Origin of the sequence: Pseudomonas sp. KCJK9000 (assembly GCF_046230725.1) — a bacterium.
Classification (GTDB): Bacteria; Pseudomonadota; Gammaproteobacteria; order Pseudomonadales; family Pseudomonadaceae; genus Aquipseudomonas; species Aquipseudomonas promysalinigenes.
The window spans coordinates 31,867-50,941 of record NZ_JBJJLN010000033.1 but is presented as its reverse complement, the minus strand read 5'-3'; the positions used below and the strand labels follow the sequence as shown (position 1 = coordinate 50,941).

Here is a 19,075-nt window from a genome sequence, read left to right as displayed (position 1 = left end):
CTTCCTCATTTTCTGTCAAGCGTTTATTTTGAAGTTTTTTGCGAGCCGTTTTTCTCAAAACCGTTCTACTTCAACAACTTACCGCTTGCCTCGCCGCGTTCAACGCTGCGAGGAGGCGAATAATACGCCCTTTGAAATCAGAGTCAACACCTTGCACTGAAAAAACTTCGTTTCTTCATCACAGGGCTCTGGCAACTAAATGCATCAAGTATCGCTCTGTAGAGAAACCCACCCGTGGAGCGAAGCGGCAATGAGCGACGTAGAAAGCGAGAAAACCCCTGGCCTGTCGGCAGATGAAGAAAAGGAGATCAGTGATAATCAGCCACCACGAGCGGCCGTGCTGCACGAGACCATTCGTTTCCAGGGCGATCATGAACTGGAGCGCACATTGGGGGCACTGTGGTGGTCGGCCTTGGCAGCAGGTTTGACGATGGGCCTGTCATTGATGGCCATGGGCTTGCTTTATTCACGCCTTCCCGAGGGTGAAAGCGCTCAGGTTATCGCCAGCCTCGGCTACAGCGCAGGTTTTCTGGCAGTTATCCTCGCACGCCAGCAACTGTTCACCGAAAACACCATTACCGCCGTACTGCCCGTCATGACCACTCCAACCCTGGCCAACTTCGGGCGCCTACTGCGCCTTTGGGGGGTTGTGCTGCTGGGTAATCTGGTAGGCACGCTACTGGTTGCCTGGGTGATGCTCGAGCTGCCGATCTTCGACAGCAAGACCGACGAGGCATTTCTTGAGGTAGGCCGCAAGGTGATGGAAAACGACATCAGCCAGATGTTTGCCAAAGGCATCATCTCGGGCTGGATGATCGCCACCATGGTCTGGATGATACCGTCCATGGAAAGCGCCAAGGTCTGGATCATCATCATGATCACCTACCTGATGGCGTTGGGTGACTTTACTCACATCGTCGTTGGCTCAGCCGAGGTCTCCTATCTGGTGTGGGCTGGCGAGGAAACCTGGCGCAACTTCTTGTTCACCTTCGCCTTGCCGACCCTGGCCGGTAACATCATCGGCGGGAGCTGTATCTTCGCCCTGATCAGCCATGCCCAGGTGCGCAGCGAAAGCGGCACTCCGCCAGAACCGCCAGCCAAGCAGGATAAACGCCGCGATTGAATTCAGCGTGCCAGCAGCTCCGGCTCCGCGTTCCGGCCGCGCCGAGGCACTGGGTGGGGCTGCCACCAGTTCTGCCCCTCGTGGGGCGAATCGATGCTCAACCGCTCTCCCATCCGCGGTGTGCTCAGGCGTACCTGCGCAGCACCGGCCAGGGCAACGATGCGCTCGAACGGCTCTTGCCACCCATGGATGGCAAGATCGAAGGTGCCGTTATGAATCGGTAGCATCCAGCGCCCGCGCAAATCCAGGTGCGCCTGCAGGCTCTGTTCCGGCTGCATGTGCACGTTTGGCCAGGCCTGGTTGTAGGCGCCGGTCTCTATCAAGGTCAGGTCGAACGGGCCGAATCGCTCGCCGATTTGCGCGAAACCTGGGAAATAACCGGTATCACCACTGAAGAACACCCGAGTCTGTTGGTCTATCAGCACCCAGGACGCCCACAAGGTGCGGTTGCTGTCGAACAGCCCGCGCCCAGAAAAGTGCTGTGCGGGTGTGGCGACAAAGCGTATCCCCTCAATCTCGGTTTCCTGCCACCAATCCAGTTGCGTGACTTGAACTGCGGGCACACCCCACCCGATTAGGCGATCTCCCACACCCAGCGGCGTCAGAAATTGCCGAGTGCGCGGGGCCAAACACCGGATCGCCTGTTCATCGAGGTGGTCGAAGTGGTCATGGGACAGAATGACCGCTGCCAGGGGCGGTAAATCATCGAGCGCCAGGGGCGGGGCATGGAACCGCTTGGGCCCTGCCCATTGCACGGGCGAGGCGCGCTCGGCGAAAACCGGGTCGGTGATGAAATAGTGCCCGCGCAACTTCAGCAACACTGTGGAATGCCCCAGGCGCCAGAGGCTGCGATCTGGGGCCTCGAGTACCTCTTGGCGAGTCATGGGTTGCAGGCTGATCGGTGCCGCCGGCCGAGTTTGCGGTGGTTTGCGCAGAAGCAGGTACTTCAAACCGATGCGTAGTTTCTTCAGCACGCCATCCTGGGGCAGGCTGGCCTGATTGTGGAAACGTCCGTCCCGCTGCGGCGCCGACTGGTCGCCAGGGTTAGCCATGGGAGCCATTAGCAGCATCACTCCAAGCAAGAAGAAAGGCTTCATGCTACCCCACTGGAGTCACATCAACCGTGAATTGGCTTGTAAGGTCATTTTTCATCTACCCGACGCTGCCCGACAATATTCACCGCATTTATGCGATAAACGGCACCCCGGCAGAAGAGCATGACCATGATGGATAATCGCAGCGGCAAAGGACTTTCATTCGTCAAGCGTATCTACCTGCCACGCATCCTCGGGATGGCCATGGGCCTGTTGTGCGTAGCCGCCGCCGTAGCGCCGCTCTCGCCACCGCCCTGGGTCTGGCTGTTGATGTTGATCAACGGTTTGCTGTGGCCCCATGTCGCTTACCGCTGGGCTTCGCGTTCGGCCTCCCCTTATCAGGCAGAACAACGCAACCTGGTGCTGGACTCGCTGACGGGCGGCTTCTGGGCCGCCGCTATGCACTTCAACCCCCTGCCAAGCGTGACGGTATTGTCGATGATGACCATGAACAACGTGGCCGCAGGCGGCAAGCGCTTGATCGTTCGTGGCTTCATCGCTCAAGTGGCGGGCATCCTACTGGGCAGTGCCCTGCTGGGCACCGGGCTGCAGTTGCATACCACGCCATTACAGATCTATGCCTGCCTGCCGATGCTCACCCTGTATCCGATGGCTCTGGGCGGGGTCTGTTACTACCTGGCGATCAAATTGGCCGAGCACAAACGCCGCCTCAGCGCCCTGAGCTTGACCGACAGCCTCACAGGCCTGCTGAACCACGGGGCCTGGAAAGACCTGCTGCTGATCAGGTTCGAGACATGCCGGCAGCAGCAGTTACCCAGCATGGTAGCGTTGATCGACATCGATCATTTCAAATCGATCAACGACACTTTCGGCCATGTGGTGGGGGATTGCGTACTGCGCCAGATAAGTGAAGCACTCAAGCGCAATCTGCGTGATGCCGACAGGGCTGGCCGTTATGGAGGTGATGAGTTCTGCGTGATACTGACCGCTGCCAGTGAGGCGCAGGCCTGGCAGGCCATGGAGCGGTTGCGCGAAGATGTCGCCAGCTACCGCAACCCAGCGTTGCCGCATCTGCGCATCAGCCTGAGCATCGGCATCGCCCCGTTCAACGCCGGCCTGCAGTCTCCCGAGCACTGGCTGGAACAGGCTGACAAGGCGCTGTACAGTGCAAAGCATCGTGGGCGCGACCGGGTCAATTTTGCCCAGGACGAACCCACCCCGCTCAGGCTGGCCTATCCTGATTGAAATGCCTTGCTGCTGCCTAGGCGGGGGCCTGTAGTCATCAAGGAGTCGCGCGCGCATGGCCAGGACCGCCCCCCCTCCCCCACGCGTTCAGATCCGCCGGCTCATCGCGGTTTTCTGCGTGGTCTTCGGCCTGGCATGCCTGGTCACCCTGGGCGCTTTGTTCAATATTGCCGCCACTCTCGATCAGCAAGAGCAGCAGCGCAGTGCATTCCATGTCACCCAAGCGCTGGAACAACGCTTGCAGGCTTCCAGCGATTATCTGTACAGCTATGCAGTGTGGGACGACGCCGCCGCGCACCTGTCGGGCGAAGTTGACCGGCAATGGGCCTATACAGAAAAGAACCTTGGGGAATCGCTGTACAGCGTCAATGGCTATGAAGGCGTCTTCGTGGTCAACGATCAGCGCACCACCTATGGGCTATTCAAAGGCGCAATGATCGAAGCCGCTGCGGGCAGCCTGATCGATGCTCCCCTGGCGCAGATCATCGCCGCTGCGCGAGCAGCCGCCAGCGCCCGCGAACATGTGAGCCATTTCGTTCTCTTTAATCATTGGCCCGCCATACTCAGCGCCGCTGTCATACACCCTGACAGTCAGGTCACCGAAGCGCAGGTGCGCCAGGCCCCCGTGATGCTGTTCGTCGACCAGCTCACCGAAGCTAAGCTGGCCCAGTTGGGGCAGCGCGCTGGCCTTGCAGGTATGCATGTCGAAAAGACCGAAGAACACGACATCGGCCATCAACACGTGCCACTGGGCGACACCGGCTATCGCTTGGCCTGGATCAGCCCGCTACCGGGCAGGCAGCTGCTATGGGCCGTGCTGCCACCGTTGCTGGGTGTGCTGACGGTACTTGGGCTGGTCATGCTCTACCTGTTTCGCCATGCGTTGCGCAGCTCCCGGGCCATCGATCTTAGTGTTGAACGCCTGCAACAGAGCAACCTGGCGCTGGAAGCCAGCGAGCAACGCTTTCGCGAAGTGGCGGAGGCGACGTCTGACTGGATCTGGGAAACTGACCGACAACAAAGGCTCACGTACTTGTCCCAGCGTTTCGTCAGTGTGACCGCTGACCCGATAGAAGTCTGGCTTGGCCAGCCGTTGAATCAACTGCTCAGTTGTGAAACCACGCCCTTGTCAGCCTGGCTCGATGGGCAGGTCGGTAGCGAAGGCGAACAACCGGCAAACTTGCGTTGCGTCTATCGGGATCACAAGGGCATGAGCCGCTATTGTCGTTTATCGGCCAGAGCAATTGAGCTCGGTGGGGAGCTCGTGGGCTTTCGAGGTACTGCCAGCGACATTACCGACGAGGTCGAGGCCCATGCACGCATTCAGCACCTGTCGCTGCACGACCCACTGACCGGCCTTGCCAACCGCAACAAGCTGGCCCGACATCTGGAGCTGGCGCTGACGCGCGGCAGCGACTCGCCGCCACTGACCTTGCTGCTCATCGACCTGGACAACTTCAAAGCCATCAACGACTCACTGGGCCACGCAGCCGGCGATGCAGTGCTGCAGGAGGTGGCCGCACGTCTGCGCGACACCACCCGCGACGTTGATCTGGTGGCACGCCTGGGCGCTGACGAATTCGTCCTGGTGCTGCAAGGCATCGACAATCGAAGCGAGATCGACCGCCTGTGCCGGCGCTTGATCGATCTGCTGCAGCAACCCATCTGGTATGAAAACCAGGCGCTTCATATCGGCGCCAGCCTTGGCATCGCGCAAACACGTAGCGAGGGGTTGGATGCCGGGGAACTGATCCGCTGCGCCGATATAGCCCTGTACCAGGCCAAGGCAGATGGCAAAGGCACCTGGCGCTACTTCGCGGCTCATATGAACCAGCAGATCCAATACCGACGCAAACTGGAAAACGACCTGCGCCGTGCGCTGAAGAACAATGAGTTCGTCCTGCATTATCAGCCACGCTACTGCCTGAGTGACTTGCGCATCGCCTCATGCGAAGCCTTGCTGCGCTGGCAGCATCCACAAGAGGGTTTGCTGGCGCCTGATACCTTCATTCCCCTTGCCGAGCAGAGCGAACTGATCGTCCCCCTGGGCCGCTGGGTACTGCACGAAGCCTGCCGCACCGCGCTGGGCTGGCCGGCTCACCTGCTGGTTTCGGTCAACCTGTCGCCTGCGCAGTTCTTGCGCAGCGATGTCGTGGCAGATGTGCGGGATATCCTTCTGCAAACCTCCTTCCCTGCGCAGAGGCTGGAACTGGAGATTACCGAAAACGTAATGCTCAACGACATAGAGGGTGCCTTGGGCACCATGCTCGCGCTCAAAGAGTTGGGGGTAAGGCTGAACATGGATGACTTCGGTACAGGGTATTCCTCGTTGGGGTATCTGCGCACCTACCCATTCGACAGCATCAAAATCGACAAGCGCTTTATCGCCGGGCTTACCAACCCCAGCGGTAACGATCGCGCGGTAGTGCAGGCGATCATCAACCTGGGCGAGGCGATGGGGCTGACGGTCACCGCCGAAGGCGTCGAGACCGAGCAACAACTGCGGGCCCTGCAGAGCGATCGCTGCCACGAAGTGCAAGGGTTCTATCTCAGTAGGCCGCTGGAAAAGGCCGGCCTCGAAGAGCTACTGAAAAATACCCAAGCAGTGCCCGCCGGTGACGGCTGAGCCGCAGCCTAAATGCGTTGTACACCAAGCTAGCGTTCCTGCGAAACAGCGTCGACTTGCGAGGCCAACAGCTCGCCCAGCCAGCCCATGAATGCCTGAACTCGGCGCGGCACGTGGCGCTGACGAGCATACAACAACGACACTGGCATGGCCTGAGCTGGCCAACACTGCATCACCTCGATCAGCAGCCCGCTCGCCAAATGATGCTCAACGCCAACCCCCGGCACCTGGATCAGGCCCAGGCCTGCAAGGCAGGCTGCCGAGTAAGCCTCGGCATTGTTGACCGTGACCACACCGGCCATGGCCTGGTAGCGTACTTGGCCGGCTTGCAGGTATTCAAAGCCTGAACTGCGAGCCCCCAAATTGCGCACATAGTGCACCAGGCGGTGCTCTGCCAGGTCATCCAGGCTCTGCGGAACACCGAAACGGGCGAGATAATCGGGGCTGGCGCAATTGCGCATGCTCAACTGGCCGATCGGGCGCGCGACCACATCTAGGTCACTGAGCGCGCCGATACGCATCACGCAATCGAAACCCTCCCTCAGCAGATCGACCTGGCGGTCGGTACAGCTGATCTCGACCTCAAGCCTGGGAAACCGCGACAGGAATGCTGGCAAAGCAGGGATGATCACCCGCCGCGCCATCATCGTCGGCATATCGACTCGAAGGCACCCGGTAAGCTCAGCATCGTCAGCGCGGAACAGGCTTTCGATCTCGTCCATGCCTGACAGCAGGTCTTTGCTGCGCTCATACAGCAAAGCCCCGTCCTGGGTCGTTTGCACACGCCGGGTGGTGCGGTTGAACAAACGCGTGCCGAGCAGCGCTTCCAGGGCTCTGACCTGCTCGGACACCGTCGAGCGCGGCAGGCTGAGGCTCTCAGCGGCCAGGGTAAAACTGCGTAGCTCACTCACGCGGACGAAAACACGCAGCAGTTCCAGCTTGTTCATGCCCTGCCCTCTGTTCGGCTCAGGCGAACAGTATTTCCGAACTTGCAGGATTTAACAGCTGCTGGGCGATCAATAAGCTCTCGTTCATTCAACAGCCACGAGGAACAAGTCATGACTCGCAAAATCGCGCTTATCACCGGTGCCAGTCGCGGCCTGGGACGCAATGCTGCCGAACATCTGGCGGCCCGCGGCATAGACATCATCGGCACCTACCACAGCAACGCCGAACAAGCCCGACAGGTCACACAGGCCTTGGAAGCTGCCGGCGTCAAGGCTGCCATGCTGCAACTGGATGTCAGCGACAGCAGCAGCTTCGCCTCTTTCACCGAGCGCCTGAGTGCAACTTTACAACAGCAGTTTGGCCGCGAACGCTTCGATTTCCTGGTGAACAATGCCGGCATCGGGCTGAACGTGCCCTTCAACGAAACCAGCGAAGCGCAGTTCGATCAGTTGATGAACATCCAGCTCAAGGGCCCGTTCTTCCTGACCCAGCGAATGCTACCCCTGCTGGTCGATGGTGGACGCATCGTCAACATATCGTCCGGTCTTGCGCGTTTCGCGCTACCCGGTTATGCCGCCTATGCAGCCATGAAAGGGGCAATGGAGGTACTGACCCGCTACCAGGCCAAGGAATTGGGTGCACGGGGCATCCGCGTCAACATCCTCGCGCCCGGCGCCATCGAAACAGACTTCGGTGGCGGCGTGGTGAGGGACAATCAGCAGGTCAACGACTTCCTCGCCAGCAATACTGCGCTAGGGCGGGTTGGGTTGCCCAACGACATTGGGGCAGCCATTGCACTGCTGCTCGAAGACGGTAACGGCTGGATCACCGGGCAGCGCCTGGAGGTGTCTGGAGGCATGTTCCTCTGAGGTTCAAGCAAACGGCCTGGCCAGCGGCGCACTGCCAGTCACTGGTCAGCCTTGTCCTCATTTACTTGCACGCTGGCGGTCATCCCGGCGCTCAAATGCACACCTTCAGGAATCTGGTCGAGCCTGATGCGCACCGGGATGCGTTGGGCCAGCCGCACCCAGTTGAAGGTCGGTTCGACCACCGGCAGCAGCTGGTCGTCGGGATTGCTATTGCTGTCGGTAATACCCCGGCTGATGCTTTGCACGTGGCCCTGCATCGGTTCACCCGCCCCCATCAGCCAGACTTTGACCTCATCGCCCACCCGGATGCGCGGCAACTTGGTCTCTTCGAAATAAGCCTGGATATAGAACGTCGAGTCATCCACCAGCGCCATGACCGATTGGCCGGTGTTCACATAGTTGCCCTGGGCCAGGCGCAGGTTGGTAATGTGCCCACTGCGCGGCGCCCGTACTTCACTACGGGCCAGGTTAATTCGGGCCACTTGCAATTGCGCCTGGGCTTCACGCAGTTCGCCCCGGGCAATGGCGGCGTTGATCTGGGCATTCTCGCGCAGCTCGGCGCTGATCGCTTCAGGGCCCAATGCCGTGCGCCGTGCGGCTTCACGCTCGCGCAGGTGCAACTGCTGAGTACGGGTTTCAGCCACCGCACTGGCCTGATCGAACGCAGCCTGGAAGCGCTCGCGATCGATCGTCATCAACAGGTCGCCTGCCTTGACCTGCTGGTTGTCCTGAACCTTGAGTTCACGCACCCAGCCAGACACGTCCGGGGCGATCACCACCACATCGGCGCGCACCCGTGCATCGCGCGTCCAAGGCGTGAGCATGTAGTATTGCCAGAGTTTGTAGCCAGCCAGAACGGCGATGGCGACCACGCACAGGGTCACCAGGGTACGGACGACGGCACGCATCGAATAGCTCCTTACAAAAGCCCCATCAGGCGAACGACCAGGTACAGCACACATACGAACAGCGCTGCATCGAACAGTGCTTCATGCCAGATCCAGCGCGCCAATGGCGTGGCATGCAGCAGCAGGCGCAACCCCGCTGTCAGCGCCAGCGCCACCAATACATAAATTAGAAACGGGCTTAGCAATACCCCGCCAAACTCCCATTCACGCAAGCCCATGGGCATCCTCCTGCGCACGGCACCACCGCCTCCAGCTTTTCTGCAGTTGCAACACAGCGCCCTGGGCAAGGCGCAACGGATCGCTGGCCGGCGCCCGCTGCAAAACCGCCAAGAATCGCTCGCTGGCCTGGTCCAGGCGCTGCTCACGCCCGGCGCCCGGCCCCTGGGCGAGCACGGCCTCGACTTGCTGCAGGTAGTCGCGCTCGGCACCGGCCAACGGCGCCTGTGCCACGGCAAGGCACATACGCAAGTGCACCAGCTCATCGCCCATGTCCAAGCCATGCAGGCCGTCATCCCAGCGCTTGCGCTCGGTGGCCGGTAGCTCGCTGGCATGCCGAGCCAATTGCATCAAGCGGTCGGCCATGCGTCCACCGAACCAGGTATCGGCTCCACGCAGATCACGCCGAGTGAGGCGCACCAAGTCGCTCTGGGTAGCCGCGCGCAAGCGCCGGCCGAGCCAGGCCGGGTTGCGGAACACTAACAAGCGAAACGCCAACACTGCCGCGCCCACCCCCACCAACATGGCCAAGGCATTATTGAGCAGGGTAGCCACACTGAACGCCATGACGTTGAGCGGCGCCACCAGCACGATGAAATGCAGGCAATAGGATGTGGCTGTTGCTCCAGTACGCGGATGCGCCATACCCAAGGCACCGAAAAACAGCGGCACGCCCATGCCCAGGCAGAGCATGGCGAAACTACTCCACTGTGGCAGCAGAATCTCCCCGACCAGAAACGCTGCGGGAATGGCCAGCAGGATTCCACGCAAAAAACTCAGGCCTATCTGCGCACCATTCTCGCGGCTGGCAAACAGGCTACACACCACGCACGTCAACACCAGGCCGCCAGGTGCCGACGGCCAGGCAGTGGCCAGCCAAAAGCCACTCATCGTCAGAAACGCCAGGGCGCTGCGTGAGCCAAACAGCAGAGCCAGCGACCAATCGCGGTGCACCGCCAGGCCCTTGGCGACATTCTTGGGCTCCCTGCCCGCCTCTACATCGTCCAGGGCCTGGGTGGCGGCCATGGTGTAGTCCAGCAACAAGGCCATGCGCGCCAGGCAGTAATGCTCGGCAGAGCTTATCTGTTCATCCTGCGCGGCGTCCCAAATCCGCTGTCGCAGCAACAAAGCGCCGCTCTGCTCGGTATTGGCCAACTGCCCGCGCAGCTGTTCGAGCCAGGGGGCAAGGCGTTCGGCTTCGTGCACACTCAATTGCTGCCACTGCCGGCGCACAGAGCGGGAAATACGCAGCAGTACCATGAGCTTCTGGCTCAACCCGCGGATGGCCTTGGCCCGCAGCCGGCCGCGTGGCCCTTCGAACCAGGCATGCTCGCGCTGAGTATCGATGGCCACGATTCGCCCAAGGCTTTCGAGCAAGCCCTTGCGCGCCTCATCCTCGCCGCCCAGCATGGCGCTGGCGGCCTGCAGGCCATTTTGCCAGGCCTGGCGCGCCTGGCCGGCAAGCTGCTGCTCGACTCTCATCGGCCAGATCAAAGCACTGCTGGCGGTCGCACAGCAGATACCCAGGCAGATTTCGGTACACCGCGCCACGGCTTGGTCGAACACCTGCAAAGGATGACTGATTGCAGGCAAGGCAATGATGGCCGCCGTATAGCCTGCCAGCACAAACGAATAAGCCCAGGCGCTGCGCAGTTGCGTGGAAGCCGCAGTGCACAGTGCCAGCCACAGCGCCAGGCTGATCAGAAACAGCCAGGGCGTTTGGGCGAACATGCCAATGAACACCACTGACATCACAGTTCCGACCAAGGTGCCGGCCAAGCGTGCCAGGCCCTTCTGCACCACCATCCCAGACAACGGCTGAGCAACGATGAACGCGGTCATCAGCGCCCATGAGGGTTGCTCCAGCCCCCAGCGCATAGCCAGCCACAGTGCCAGGCCAGCCCCGAGCAGGGTTTTGATGGCGAACTTGATAGCGACGCTATTGGGTGCGAACAGGGCCTGGAAGGTGATGGGCACGAATCGGACCTTGCGGAGGGTAGGCAATTAAACGATAGACAACGGAATGGAGAATACTGCGAAGCTATTTAATTAGCTAGCTAATCATCTATGCATGATGAAAAGCAGGAACAAAAAAAAGGCGACCGAAGTCGCCCTAAATGCCTTGCGTGCTCGTGAACCTGAAAGGTCAGCGCGACTTGCGCTTGTGCGAGTCCTTCCAGATGAAAATGCCCAGACCGGCAAAGAAAATCAGCATCAACCCGACCGTTACCACGCCCGCGATAACCACGTTGTCGAAGAACATGCTGGCCTCCCGATTCGTTTGCCGTTGTCCGATGGATGCAAGGTAACGACTAGCGCAGCGGGAAGTTTTGATCAGGGTCAATGTTGCCCAGGGCCGGGCACAGAAGGCAGGTGCAGGGTTGACCTGCGTCATGTTTCAACGCTTTTTGGGCTTGCCCTTGGGCTTCTTTTTCTTCGCCGCACCCAGCGGCATGGCCTGCTCGAACGCCTGACGCACTTCGTTCAGGCGTTTTTCCTTGAGGTCATGAATGCGCTTGGCACGTTCGGCATCGAAATCGATGAGGTTGTCTTGGCTCATGGGAAGGCTCGATGGTCTACAGAGGATTGCATCATGCAACCGGGCGCTGGCCCTGACCAGCCCCGTGTCAGACTTCGATATCGACCAGCAGGCCCTGACGCGGGCTTTCCCCCATCAACGGCGCCACCGGCACGGTGTTGTCGGCATTGACCTCATCACCGGGCACGGCACTGTAGAGCTGCGCATCGTCTTTGTTGCGCCGCCGCTGCTGGCGGCGCTGTTCCTCGCGCAGCAACAGTACTTGCTCTTGCGGGTCACGCTGTTGCTTGAGGTCGATTGCGCTCTCATTGGATGAAGGCTGCACAGGCACCACCGGCTTGACGTCGGGTGTCGGTTTGACCGGGTCCATTTGCGAGGTCACCGGAGCAGCACTGAGCGGGATGAGTGGCGGCAGCATGGGAATTCTCCTGTGCCCACTGTATCGGCCGTGCGTCAGCCAGCTTGAGGGACTTGTGAGCAATGGGCGGCCTTTGAAGACCATACCTAGCCAGTATAGCTAGCGGCTACTCGCTATCGTCATCGAGGTCGTCGTCGGTCGGTGCGCTGACTTCGCTCCAGGGCCGTTTATAGACCTGCTGCCAAACCGAATCCATATGCTGGCGCAATAGCTCGGGAGCTTGCTTCAGTGAAGCGCTGTCTTCGCGCTCGCCGCCGACCGGATCTTCACCGGCGGGGGTGATCAGCGACTGGCCAGTGATGGTGTAGACGTTCTGCCCCTCGCGCATTTCGATGGCGATGTCATGGGGGTCGATGCCCCCTCCGCAAAAGGCATGACTGGCCACGGTCACTTCCGCCGTACCATCCTTGTCAAGGTCCGTGACATCGCTGACGTCGGCATAGAAATCGACATCCAGGTCCAGCCCAGGGCACGTGGTTTCCTGCTCGATCTGCCAGCGCGGCTTGAACGCATCGCGCTCAGCGGCACGCCCATACAAGGTGGCCTTAAGCACCACCTTGTCGACTTCCTGCTCCGATTCGGCGTCTACGGCCTGGCCATCACTGCGGCTGAGCACCAACAGCCCTTCACCGTCGTGGTCACGAAAGTGCACGCTCTTGATCGGCGTCTGTACGCCAAGCACTTCGAGCTGCTCGACAGGTATCGCTGGCAGCATTTCAAAATTTTTCTGCTCACAGGCACCCAGCAGCAGCAAGCCGCCCAAGGCCAGCGAAGTGTTCAACCAGCGGTGCTTGAGCGGCATATCGGTGCGTGGCCCTCGTCAGCAAAACGGTGTTCTGCGATGAAACGGCTAGACTGTTGGACTTCTGGTCTATGGTCCGCCCGGCCTATCCGTTAACATAGTCGGCTTTTTCATCGCGGGAGTTCACGCAGTATGGCGCAGCAGTATCAACCGGGGCAACGCTGGATCAGCGACAGCGAAGCGGAGCTTGGCCTTGGGACCATTCTGGCGCAGGATGGCCGCTTGCTGACCGTGCTCTACCCGGCCACTGGCGACACTCGCCAGTATTCCCTGCGCAATGCGCCGCTGACCCGCGTGCGCTTCTCGCCGGGTGACCAGATCACCCATTTCGAGGGTTGGAAGCTGACCGTACGCGAAGTCGAGGACATCGATGGGCTGATGGTCTACCACGGCTTGGACGGGCAGAACCAACCGCGCACTCTGCCGGAAACCCAGCTGTCTAACTTCATCCAGTTCCGCCTGGCCAGCGACCGCCTGTTCGCCGGGCAAATCGACCCGCTGTCTTGGTTCAGCCTGCGTTACAACACCCTGCACCACACCAGCAAGCAGATGCAATCGTCGCTGTGGGGGCTGGGGGGTTGCCGTGCGCAACCGATCGCCCACCAGTTGCACATCGCCCGCGAAGTCGCAGACCGCACCGCCCCGCGCGTTTTGCTGGCCGACGAAGTGGGCTTGGGCAAGACCATCGAGGCGGGCCTTGTGATTCACCGCCAGTTGCTGTCGGGCCGTGCCAGCCGCGTGTTGATCCTGGTTCCGGAAAACCTCCAGCACCAGTGGCTGGTGGAAATGCGCCGGCGCTTCAACCTGCAGGTGGCCCTGTTCGATGCCGAGCGTTTCATTGAAAGCGACGCCAGCAACCCCTTCGAGGATGCCCAGCTGGCGCTGGTGGCCCTGGAATGGCTGGTCGATGACGAGAAGGCCCAGGACGCATTGTTCGCCGCTGGCTGGGATCTGATGGTGGTCGACGAGGCGCACCATCTGGTGTGGCATGAAGAACAGGTCAGCGCCGAGTACGGCTTGGTCGAGCAACTGGCTCAGGTGATCCCGGGCGTGCTGCTGCTGACCGCCACCCCAGAACAGCTCGGCCAGGACAGCCACTTTGCACGCCTGCGTCTGCTCGATCCAAATCGCTTCCACGACCTCGCCGCGTTCCGCGCCGAGAGTGAAAACTACCGCCCGGTCGCCGAGGCCGTACAGGAACTGCTCGAACAGGGCCGCCTGTCACCCAAGGCCCATGCCACGATCCATGGTTTCCTGGGCGCAGAGGGCGAAGCCTTGCTGGCAGCAGTCAACGATGGCGATACTCAGGCCAGCGCCCGGCTAATCCGCGAGTTGCTCGACCGTCACGGTACCGGCCGCGTGCTGTTTCGCAACACCCGTGCGGCAGTTCAGGGCTTCCCTGAGCGCCAGCTGCATCCGTATCCGCTGGCCAATCCTGAGCAATATCAGGACCTGCCAGCCGGTGAGCATGCCGAGTTGTACCCAGAGGTGGCCTTCCAGGCCCAGGGAGAGATCAGTGACGACGAACGCTGGTGGCGTTTCGACCCACGCGTAGACTGGCTGATCGACACCCTGAAGATGCTCAAGCGCACCAAGGTGTTGGTGATCTGTGCCCATGCCGAAACCGCCATGGACCTGGAAGACGCCCTGCGCGTGCGTTCCGGCATCCCAGCCACGGTGTTCCACGAAGGCATGAGCATCCTCGAGCGCGACCGCGCCGCCGCCTACTTCGCTGACGAAGAGTTCGGTGCCCAGGTGTTGATCTGCTCGGAGATCGGCAGTGAAGGCCGTAACTTCCAGTTCGCCCACCACCTGGTGATGTTCGACCTTCCTGCACACCCGGATCTGCTCGAACAGCGTATCGGTCGTCTGGACCGTATCGGTCAGAAGCACACCATCGAACTGCACATCCCGTACTTGCAGAACAGCCCACAGGAGCGGCTGTTCCAGTGGTACCACGAGGCTCTCAACGCATTTCTCAATACTTGCCCGACCGGCAATGCCCTGCAGCATCAGTTCGGCCCGCGCCTGCTGCCACTGCTCGAAGGTGGCGATGACAAAGCCTGGTCGGGGCTGGTCAGTGAAGCCCGTGCAGAGCGCGAGCGCCTGGAAGCCGAGTTGCACAGCGGCCGTGACCGCCTGCTGGAGCTCAACTCCGGTGGCGCCGGCGAAGGCCAGGCGCTGGTCGAGGCCATCCTTGAACAGGACGACCAGTTCGCCCTGCCGATCTACATGGAAACCTTGTTCGACGCTTTCGGCATCGACAGTGAGGACCACTCGGAAAACGCATTGATCCTCAAACCGAGCGAGAAGATGCTCGACGCCAGCTTCCCGCTGGGTGACGACGAAGGCGTGACCATCACCTACGACCGCGGCCAGGCACTGTCGCGTGAAGACATGCAGTTCCTCACCTGGGAGCACCCGATGGTGCAGGGCGGCATGGACCTGGTACTGTCCGGTTCGATGGGCAACACCGCGGTAGCGTTGATCAAGAACAAGGCGCTCAAGCCCGGCACCGTGCTGCTCGAACTGCTGTTCGTCAGTGAAGTGGTCGCACCCCGCAGCCTGCAACTGGGCCGCTACCTGCCGCCGGCGGCTTTGCGTTGCCTGCTCGATGCCAATGGCAACGACCTGGCTGCACGGGTGGCTTTCGAAACCCTCAACGACCAACTCGAAAGCGTGCCACGGGCCAGCGCAAACAAGTTCGTTCAGGCTCAGCGTGACGTGCTGGCCAAGCGCATCAGCGGTGGTGAAGCGAAGGTCATGCCGGTGCATGTCGAGCGCGTGGCTGAAGCCCAGCGCCGCCTGGCTGCCGAAGCCGATGAGGAACTGGCCCGCTTGACTGCCCTGCAGGCCGTCAACCCCAGCGTACGTGACAGCGAGATCGAAGCCCTGCGCAAGCAGCGCGAGCAAGGCCTGGCCATGCTCGATAAGGCAGCACTGCGACTGGAAGCGATACGCGTACTCGTGGCTGGTTGATCGACCCGCTCTATAACCGAGGCCCAAGTGGCCTCGGTTTGTTATGCCCGACGGCTATTTAACGAATAACCAAATCGTTGAAGCCAAAGTGCCATTATCGGTGATGTTTTAACCCGTACTTTCTATACTGCCCCACGACAGTCTCCAAATGGCTTTGAAGGAGACGAGTGAAAACTCGAGCAAAGGGCTAGCAATGGATTGGCTGGGTTTGCAACTGTTCACTGAACTGCCGGATGCCGGGCGCACCCTCATCGACTGCCGCCATGAGCCGCTGCTCATCGTCATCGCCTTCGCGGTGGCCACCGCAGGCTGCTTCGCAACCCTGGACATGGCGGAGCGTCAATCTAATAGCGAACACCGCACCGCCCAGCGGCAATGGCGCATGCTTGGTGCATGCTGCCTGGCAGGCGGTATCTGGGCGATGCATTTCATCAGCATGCTGGCGTTTCAAGCCCCGATCGAAATGCACTACGACGTAACGTTGACCGGCCTGTCGCTGGTCATCGCGCTGCTGGCGGCCTGGCTAGCAATGACCAGCCTGGACCGCACACAAATGCGCCTGCATCATTACCTGCAAAGCGCGCTGTTGATCGGCCTGGGCATCGTTCTGATGCATTTCGTTGGCATGGCCGCACTACAGATAGGAGCCCAGCAGTACTACAAAACCAGCTTGCTGTTGGCCAGCACTGCGATCGCGCTGTTGACCAGCCTGGCGGCGTTGCTGCTGGCTCGCTATTTTCGCAATGGTAGCGGAACCTTGCATCAAGCCATGAAGTATGGTGCCAGCTTGCTGATGGCCAGTGGCATCGTCGCCACCCATTTCACCGCCATGGCCGGCATGACCCTGGTGCTCCCCGACACCACTGCACTGTACCTGCCCTCTACCGACAACAGCCTGCAACTGGGGCTGACAGTAGCCTTGATCACGCTGCTGATCAGTGCCAGCAGCATCAGTGCCGCCCTGTCCGACAAAAAACTGCAAAGCAAGGAAGAAGACCTGCGCCGTTACGGGGTGCTGCTCAACCAGCTGGATCAGGCACGCGCGTCATTGCAGCAAGCGGCCCACTATGATGCCCTGACCAATCTGGTCAACCGCCGAGGTTTCAACCAGCTGTTTGCCGAACGCATGGCGCAACAAAGTTCAGATCAAACGCGCCTGGCATTGATGTTCCTGGACATCGACCACTTCAAACGGATCAACGACAGCTTGGGCCACGACGTGGGCGACGAGCTTCTCAAAGTGATCGCCGATCACATCAAGGCCGCCACCCGCAGCCAAGACCTGGTTGCACGCTTGGGCGGCGACGAATTCTGCGTGGTCACCAGCCTGCATAACCGGGACGAAGCCTGCCACTTGGCTCAGCGGATAATGCAACGGATGAAGGAGCCAATCGAGCTGGGTGGCCGGCGCATGGTCATGACCACCAGCATTGGCATCAGCATTTACCCTGACGACGGTCAGACGGCCGAAGAACTGCTCAAGAATGCCGACCTGGCCCTCTACCAGTCCAAGGGCAGCGGGCGCAACAGCCTGCACTTCTTCAACAGCAGCTTGAAAAACCGCGCCACTCTGGCACTGCAACTGGAGGAGGAACTACGGCTTGCCCTGCTCGAAGAGCGTGGCCTGTGCGTGCACTACCAACCCATCTTCGACCTGCGCACAGGCCAGGTGGCCAAGCTGGAGGCATTGGTGCGTTGGCTGCATCCTCTGCATGGACTGATCGGGCCAGATAAGTTCATCGGCATTGCCGAAGCCAATGGCATGATCATCGATCTCGACCTGTGGGTGTTGCGCCACGCCTGCCAGGATCTGGCTCGCCTGCACCAGCACGGCTACGCCGGCCTGAAGATTACGGCCAATTGCTCGGCTGTAACCTTGGGCCACGAAAACTTGCCCAACGAAGTAGAGATGGCATTGCTTGAGGCGGGCCTGGCGCCTGGCCGTCTGGAACTTGAAGTCACCGAAAACGCCCTGATGGGCGACATCCAGCAGACCGTCAAACTGCTTAAACGCATCCGAAACTATGGGGTGGGCCTGTCGATCGACGACTTCGGTACTGGCTACTCGTCTCTGGCCTATCTAAAACGCTTGCCACTGGACGTGCTGAAAATCGACCGCTCGTTCCTGCAGGATGTGCCCGCCATCCTCAAGGATCGCCAAATCATTCAAGCCATTATCGCCATGGCTCACACCCTGCACCTGGAAGTGGTTTGCGAAGGCGTAGAGACCGTCGAGCAATACGAGTTTCTGGCCGAAAATGGCTGCGACTACCTGCAGGGCTACTTACTCAGCCGCCCCGTACCCATGAGCGAACTGCGGCCAATGCTCGACCAGCTCGAGCGCCAAGCCCCAGCATTCACTCCCTGTTGCGATATAGCTCTACAAGGGTCGCCGGATCTTTTTGCAGATACCCTTGGCTACCGTGCAGGCGCATCAACTGCGCGGCGAGGCCGCTGAGCGGCGTTGCCGTGCCCTGTTCCCGGGAAAGCTTTACTGCTCCGTCAAGGTCTTTGAGCAACGTGCGTACGTGCCACTTGATCGGTTCGAAACGGCTTTCGGCCATCTGTGGGGCCAGGATCTGCAGCGGCTTGGAATCGGCAAATCCACCGGCCAGGGCTTGCGCGATCAAAGTCGCGTCAACACCGGACTGCTCTGCCAGGGCAACCACCTCAGCGATCACCAACGCGTTGCATGCCACGATCATCTGATTGCAGGCCTTGGTCACCTGCCCTGCCCCTACCCCGCCCATGTGCGTCACCCGTTGCCCAAGTACCTGCAGGATCGGCAGCGCACGCTGCAAGTCAGAAGCTTCGCCACCCACCATGATCGCCAGCGTACCAGCCTCAGCCCCTGGCGTGCCGCCAGATACGGGGGCATCCAACCAAGCCATACCGCACAGGGCAGCCAGTTCGGCAGCCATTTCCCGGGTAGCTGTAGGCTCCAGGCTCGACAAGTCAACCAGCAGTTGCCCGCTGCGCCCGCCCTGGGCGATGCCTTGCTCGCCGAACACCACCTCGCGCACCACCGCTGTGTCGGCCAGGCACAGCAGCACAATATCGCTTTCACGGCACAAATCGGCGGGGCTGGCGGCCAAGCGCGCGCCTGCGCCCACCAACGCATCGCACTTTTCCGGGCTACGGTTCCAGACCGTCAGGCCAAAACCGGCGGCCAACAGACGCCGGCACATTGGCAAGCCCATCAGGCCGATACCGGCAAACCCAAGCGAAGGCAGTGCAGCACTCATGAACGACTCCTGGCAGAGGATGGAAAGGTGGCAGCATTACGCATGCCGTAAACTGTTACCGCCCCGCCGAATCACTCGGCCGTTGTTACTTACTTCCACCTT

At 60.7% G+C, this 19,075-nt stretch carries 16 protein-coding genes; 6 read left to right on the top strand and 10 right to left on the bottom strand.

Annotated features, from left to right (window positions below):
• Positions 1-250: 250 nt before the first annotated feature.
• Positions 251-1,123 carry a formate/nitrite transporter family protein gene (locus ACK59H_RS15470; protein WP_409264615.1) on the top strand — a complete coding sequence of 291 codons (873 nt, stop codon included), beginning with the start codon at positions 251-253 and terminating at the stop codon, positions 1,121-1,123.
• Between the two features lie 2 nt (positions 1,124-1,125).
• On the opposite strand, the gene ACK59H_RS15465 is transcribed toward ACK59H_RS15470, so the two are convergent.
• Complete coding sequence (locus ACK59H_RS15465) at positions 1,126-2,220, bottom strand: MBL fold metallo-hydrolase (protein WP_409264614.1); 1,095 nt, start codon at positions 2,218-2,220, stop codon at positions 1,126-1,128.
• A gap of 120 nt (positions 2,221-2,340) precedes the next feature.
• On the opposite strand from ACK59H_RS15465, the gene ACK59H_RS15460 reads away from it, so the two are divergent.
• Positions 2,341-3,423, top strand: a complete 1,083-nt coding sequence (locus ACK59H_RS15460) for a diguanylate cyclase (RefSeq protein WP_409264613.1) — start codon at positions 2,341-2,343, stop codon at positions 3,421-3,423.
• Positions 3,424-3,478: 55 nt separating this feature from the next.
• The gene (locus tag ACK59H_RS15455) at positions 3,479-6,049 is read left to right on the top strand and encodes an EAL domain-containing protein (RefSeq protein ID WP_409264612.1); all 2,571 of its coding nucleotides are present in this window, start codon (positions 3,479-3,481) and stop codon (positions 6,047-6,049) included.
• A gap of 29 nt (positions 6,050-6,078) precedes the next feature.
• On the opposite strand, the gene ACK59H_RS15450 is transcribed toward ACK59H_RS15455, so the two are convergent.
• Complete coding sequence (locus ACK59H_RS15450) at positions 6,079-6,996, bottom strand: LysR family transcriptional regulator (protein ID WP_409264611.1); 918 nt, start codon at positions 6,994-6,996, stop codon at positions 6,079-6,081.
• 111 nt (positions 6,997-7,107) lie between these two features.
• Between ACK59H_RS15450 and ACK59H_RS15445 the strand changes: the two genes are divergently transcribed.
• The gene (locus ACK59H_RS15445; RefSeq protein ID WP_409264610.1) at positions 7,108-7,866 is read left to right on the top strand and encodes an SDR family NAD(P)-dependent oxidoreductase; all 759 of its coding nucleotides are present in this window, start codon (positions 7,108-7,110) and stop codon (positions 7,864-7,866) included.
• Between the two features lie 38 nt (positions 7,867-7,904).
• On the opposite strand, the gene ACK59H_RS15440 is transcribed toward ACK59H_RS15445, so the two are convergent.
• The 7 genes from ACK59H_RS15440 to ACK59H_RS15410 all read right to left on the bottom strand — a co-directional run bounded on the left by ACK59H_RS15440 (position 7,905) and on the right by ACK59H_RS15410 (position 12,749).
• Positions 7,905-8,774 carry an efflux RND transporter periplasmic adaptor subunit gene (locus ACK59H_RS15440; protein WP_409264609.1) on the bottom strand — a complete coding sequence of 290 codons (870 nt, stop codon included), beginning with the start codon at positions 8,772-8,774 and terminating at the stop codon, positions 7,905-7,907.
• Between the two features lie 11 nt (positions 8,775-8,785).
• On the bottom strand, positions 8,786-8,992 hold the full coding sequence (locus tag ACK59H_RS15435) for a DUF1656 domain-containing protein (protein WP_409264608.1): 207 nt from the start codon (positions 8,990-8,992) through the stop codon (positions 8,786-8,788).
• Complete coding sequence (locus ACK59H_RS15430; protein WP_409264607.1) at positions 8,979-10,967, bottom strand: FUSC family protein; 1,989 nt, start codon at positions 10,965-10,967, stop codon at positions 8,979-8,981. The genes ACK59H_RS15435 and ACK59H_RS15430 overlap by 14 nt, the downstream gene beginning before the upstream one ends.
• Before the next feature lie 169 nt (positions 10,968-11,136).
• Complete coding sequence (ccoM, locus tag ACK59H_RS15425; protein WP_409264606.1) at positions 11,137-11,253, bottom strand: cytochrome c oxidase subunit CcoM; 117 nt, start codon at positions 11,251-11,253, stop codon at positions 11,137-11,139.
• Positions 11,254-11,388: 135 nt separating this feature from the next.
• Positions 11,389-11,550, bottom strand: coding sequence for a hypothetical protein (locus tag ACK59H_RS15420; protein WP_186477617.1), 162 nt, complete (start codon positions 11,548-11,550; stop codon positions 11,389-11,391).
• Between the two features lie 67 nt (positions 11,551-11,617).
• Positions 11,618-11,947 carry a hypothetical protein gene (locus tag ACK59H_RS15415; protein WP_060477800.1) on the bottom strand — a complete coding sequence of 110 codons (330 nt, stop codon included), beginning with the start codon at positions 11,945-11,947 and terminating at the stop codon, positions 11,618-11,620.
• A gap of 106 nt (positions 11,948-12,053) precedes the next feature.
• Complete coding sequence (locus ACK59H_RS15410; RefSeq protein ID WP_409264605.1) at positions 12,054-12,749, bottom strand: M949_RS01915 family surface polysaccharide biosynthesis protein; 696 nt, start codon at positions 12,747-12,749, stop codon at positions 12,054-12,056.
• Between the two features lie 132 nt (positions 12,750-12,881).
• On the opposite strand from ACK59H_RS15410, the gene rapA reads away from it, so the two are divergent.
• Together rapA and ACK59H_RS15400 are read left to right on the top strand one after the other, a co-directional pair.
• Positions 12,882-15,728, top strand: a complete 2,847-nt coding sequence (gene rapA, locus ACK59H_RS15405) for an RNA polymerase-associated protein RapA (protein WP_060477802.1) — start codon at positions 12,882-12,884, stop codon at positions 15,726-15,728.
• Between the two features lie 193 nt (positions 15,729-15,921).
• Positions 15,922-18,186: a putative bifunctional diguanylate cyclase/phosphodiesterase gene (locus tag ACK59H_RS15400; protein WP_409264604.1), complete on the top strand. Its 2,265-nt coding sequence runs from the start codon at positions 15,922-15,924 to the stop codon at positions 18,184-18,186.
• Here the strand turns inward: ACK59H_RS15400 and ACK59H_RS15395 are convergent.
• Positions 18,086-18,973, bottom strand: coding sequence for an NAD(P)-dependent oxidoreductase (locus ACK59H_RS15395; protein ID WP_409264603.1), 888 nt, complete (start codon positions 18,971-18,973; stop codon positions 18,086-18,088). The two genes, ACK59H_RS15400 and ACK59H_RS15395, sit on opposite strands and share 101 nt — an antisense overlap.
• Between the last annotated feature and the right edge of the window lie 102 nt (positions 18,974-19,075).

Bases quoted from the DNA above. Each gene is read 5' to 3' on its own strand.
- ACK59H_RS15470 (WP_409264615.1), top strand. From the start codon at position 251: ATGAGCGACGTAGAAAGCGAGAAAACCCCTGGCCTGTCGGCAGATGAA.
- ACK59H_RS15465 (WP_409264614.1), bottom strand. From the start codon at position 2,220: ATGAAGCCTTTCTTCTTGCTTGGAGTGATGCTGCTAATGGCTCCCATG.
- ACK59H_RS15460 (WP_409264613.1), top strand. From the start codon at position 2,341: ATGACCATGATGGATAATCGCAGCGGCAAAGGACTTTCATTCGTCAAG.
- ACK59H_RS15455 (WP_409264612.1), top strand. From the start codon at position 3,479: ATGGCCAGGACCGCCCCCCCTCCCCCACGCGTTCAGATCCGCCGGCTC.
- ACK59H_RS15450 (WP_409264611.1), bottom strand. From the start codon at position 6,996: ATGAACAAGCTGGAACTGCTGCGTGTTTTCGTCCGCGTGAGTGAGCTA.
- ACK59H_RS15445 (WP_409264610.1), top strand. From the start codon at position 7,108: ATGACTCGCAAAATCGCGCTTATCACCGGTGCCAGTCGCGGCCTGGGA.
- ACK59H_RS15440 (WP_409264609.1), bottom strand. From the start codon at position 8,774: ATGCGTGCCGTCGTCCGTACCCTGGTGACCCTGTGCGTGGTCGCCATC.
- ACK59H_RS15435 (WP_409264608.1), bottom strand. From the start codon at position 8,992: ATGGGCTTGCGTGAATGGGAGTTTGGCGGGGTATTGCTAAGCCCGTTT.
- ccoM (WP_409264606.1), bottom strand. From the start codon at position 11,253: ATGTTCTTCGACAACGTGGTTATCGCGGGCGTGGTAACGGTCGGGTTG.
- ACK59H_RS15420 (WP_186477617.1), bottom strand. From the start codon at position 11,550: ATGAGCCAAGACAACCTCATCGATTTCGATGCCGAACGTGCCAAGCGC.
- ACK59H_RS15415 (WP_060477800.1), bottom strand. From the start codon at position 11,947: ATGCTGCCGCCACTCATCCCGCTCAGTGCTGCTCCGGTGACCTCGCAA.
- ACK59H_RS15410 (WP_409264605.1), bottom strand. From the start codon at position 12,749: ATGCCGCTCAAGCACCGCTGGTTGAACACTTCGCTGGCCTTGGGCGGC.
- rapA (WP_060477802.1), top strand. From the start codon at position 12,882: ATGGCGCAGCAGTATCAACCGGGGCAACGCTGGATCAGCGACAGCGAA.
- ACK59H_RS15400 (WP_409264604.1), top strand. From the start codon at position 15,922: ATGGATTGGCTGGGTTTGCAACTGTTCACTGAACTGCCGGATGCCGGG.
- ACK59H_RS15395 (WP_409264603.1), bottom strand. From the start codon at position 18,973: ATGAGTGCTGCACTGCCTTCGCTTGGGTTTGCCGGTATCGGCCTGATG.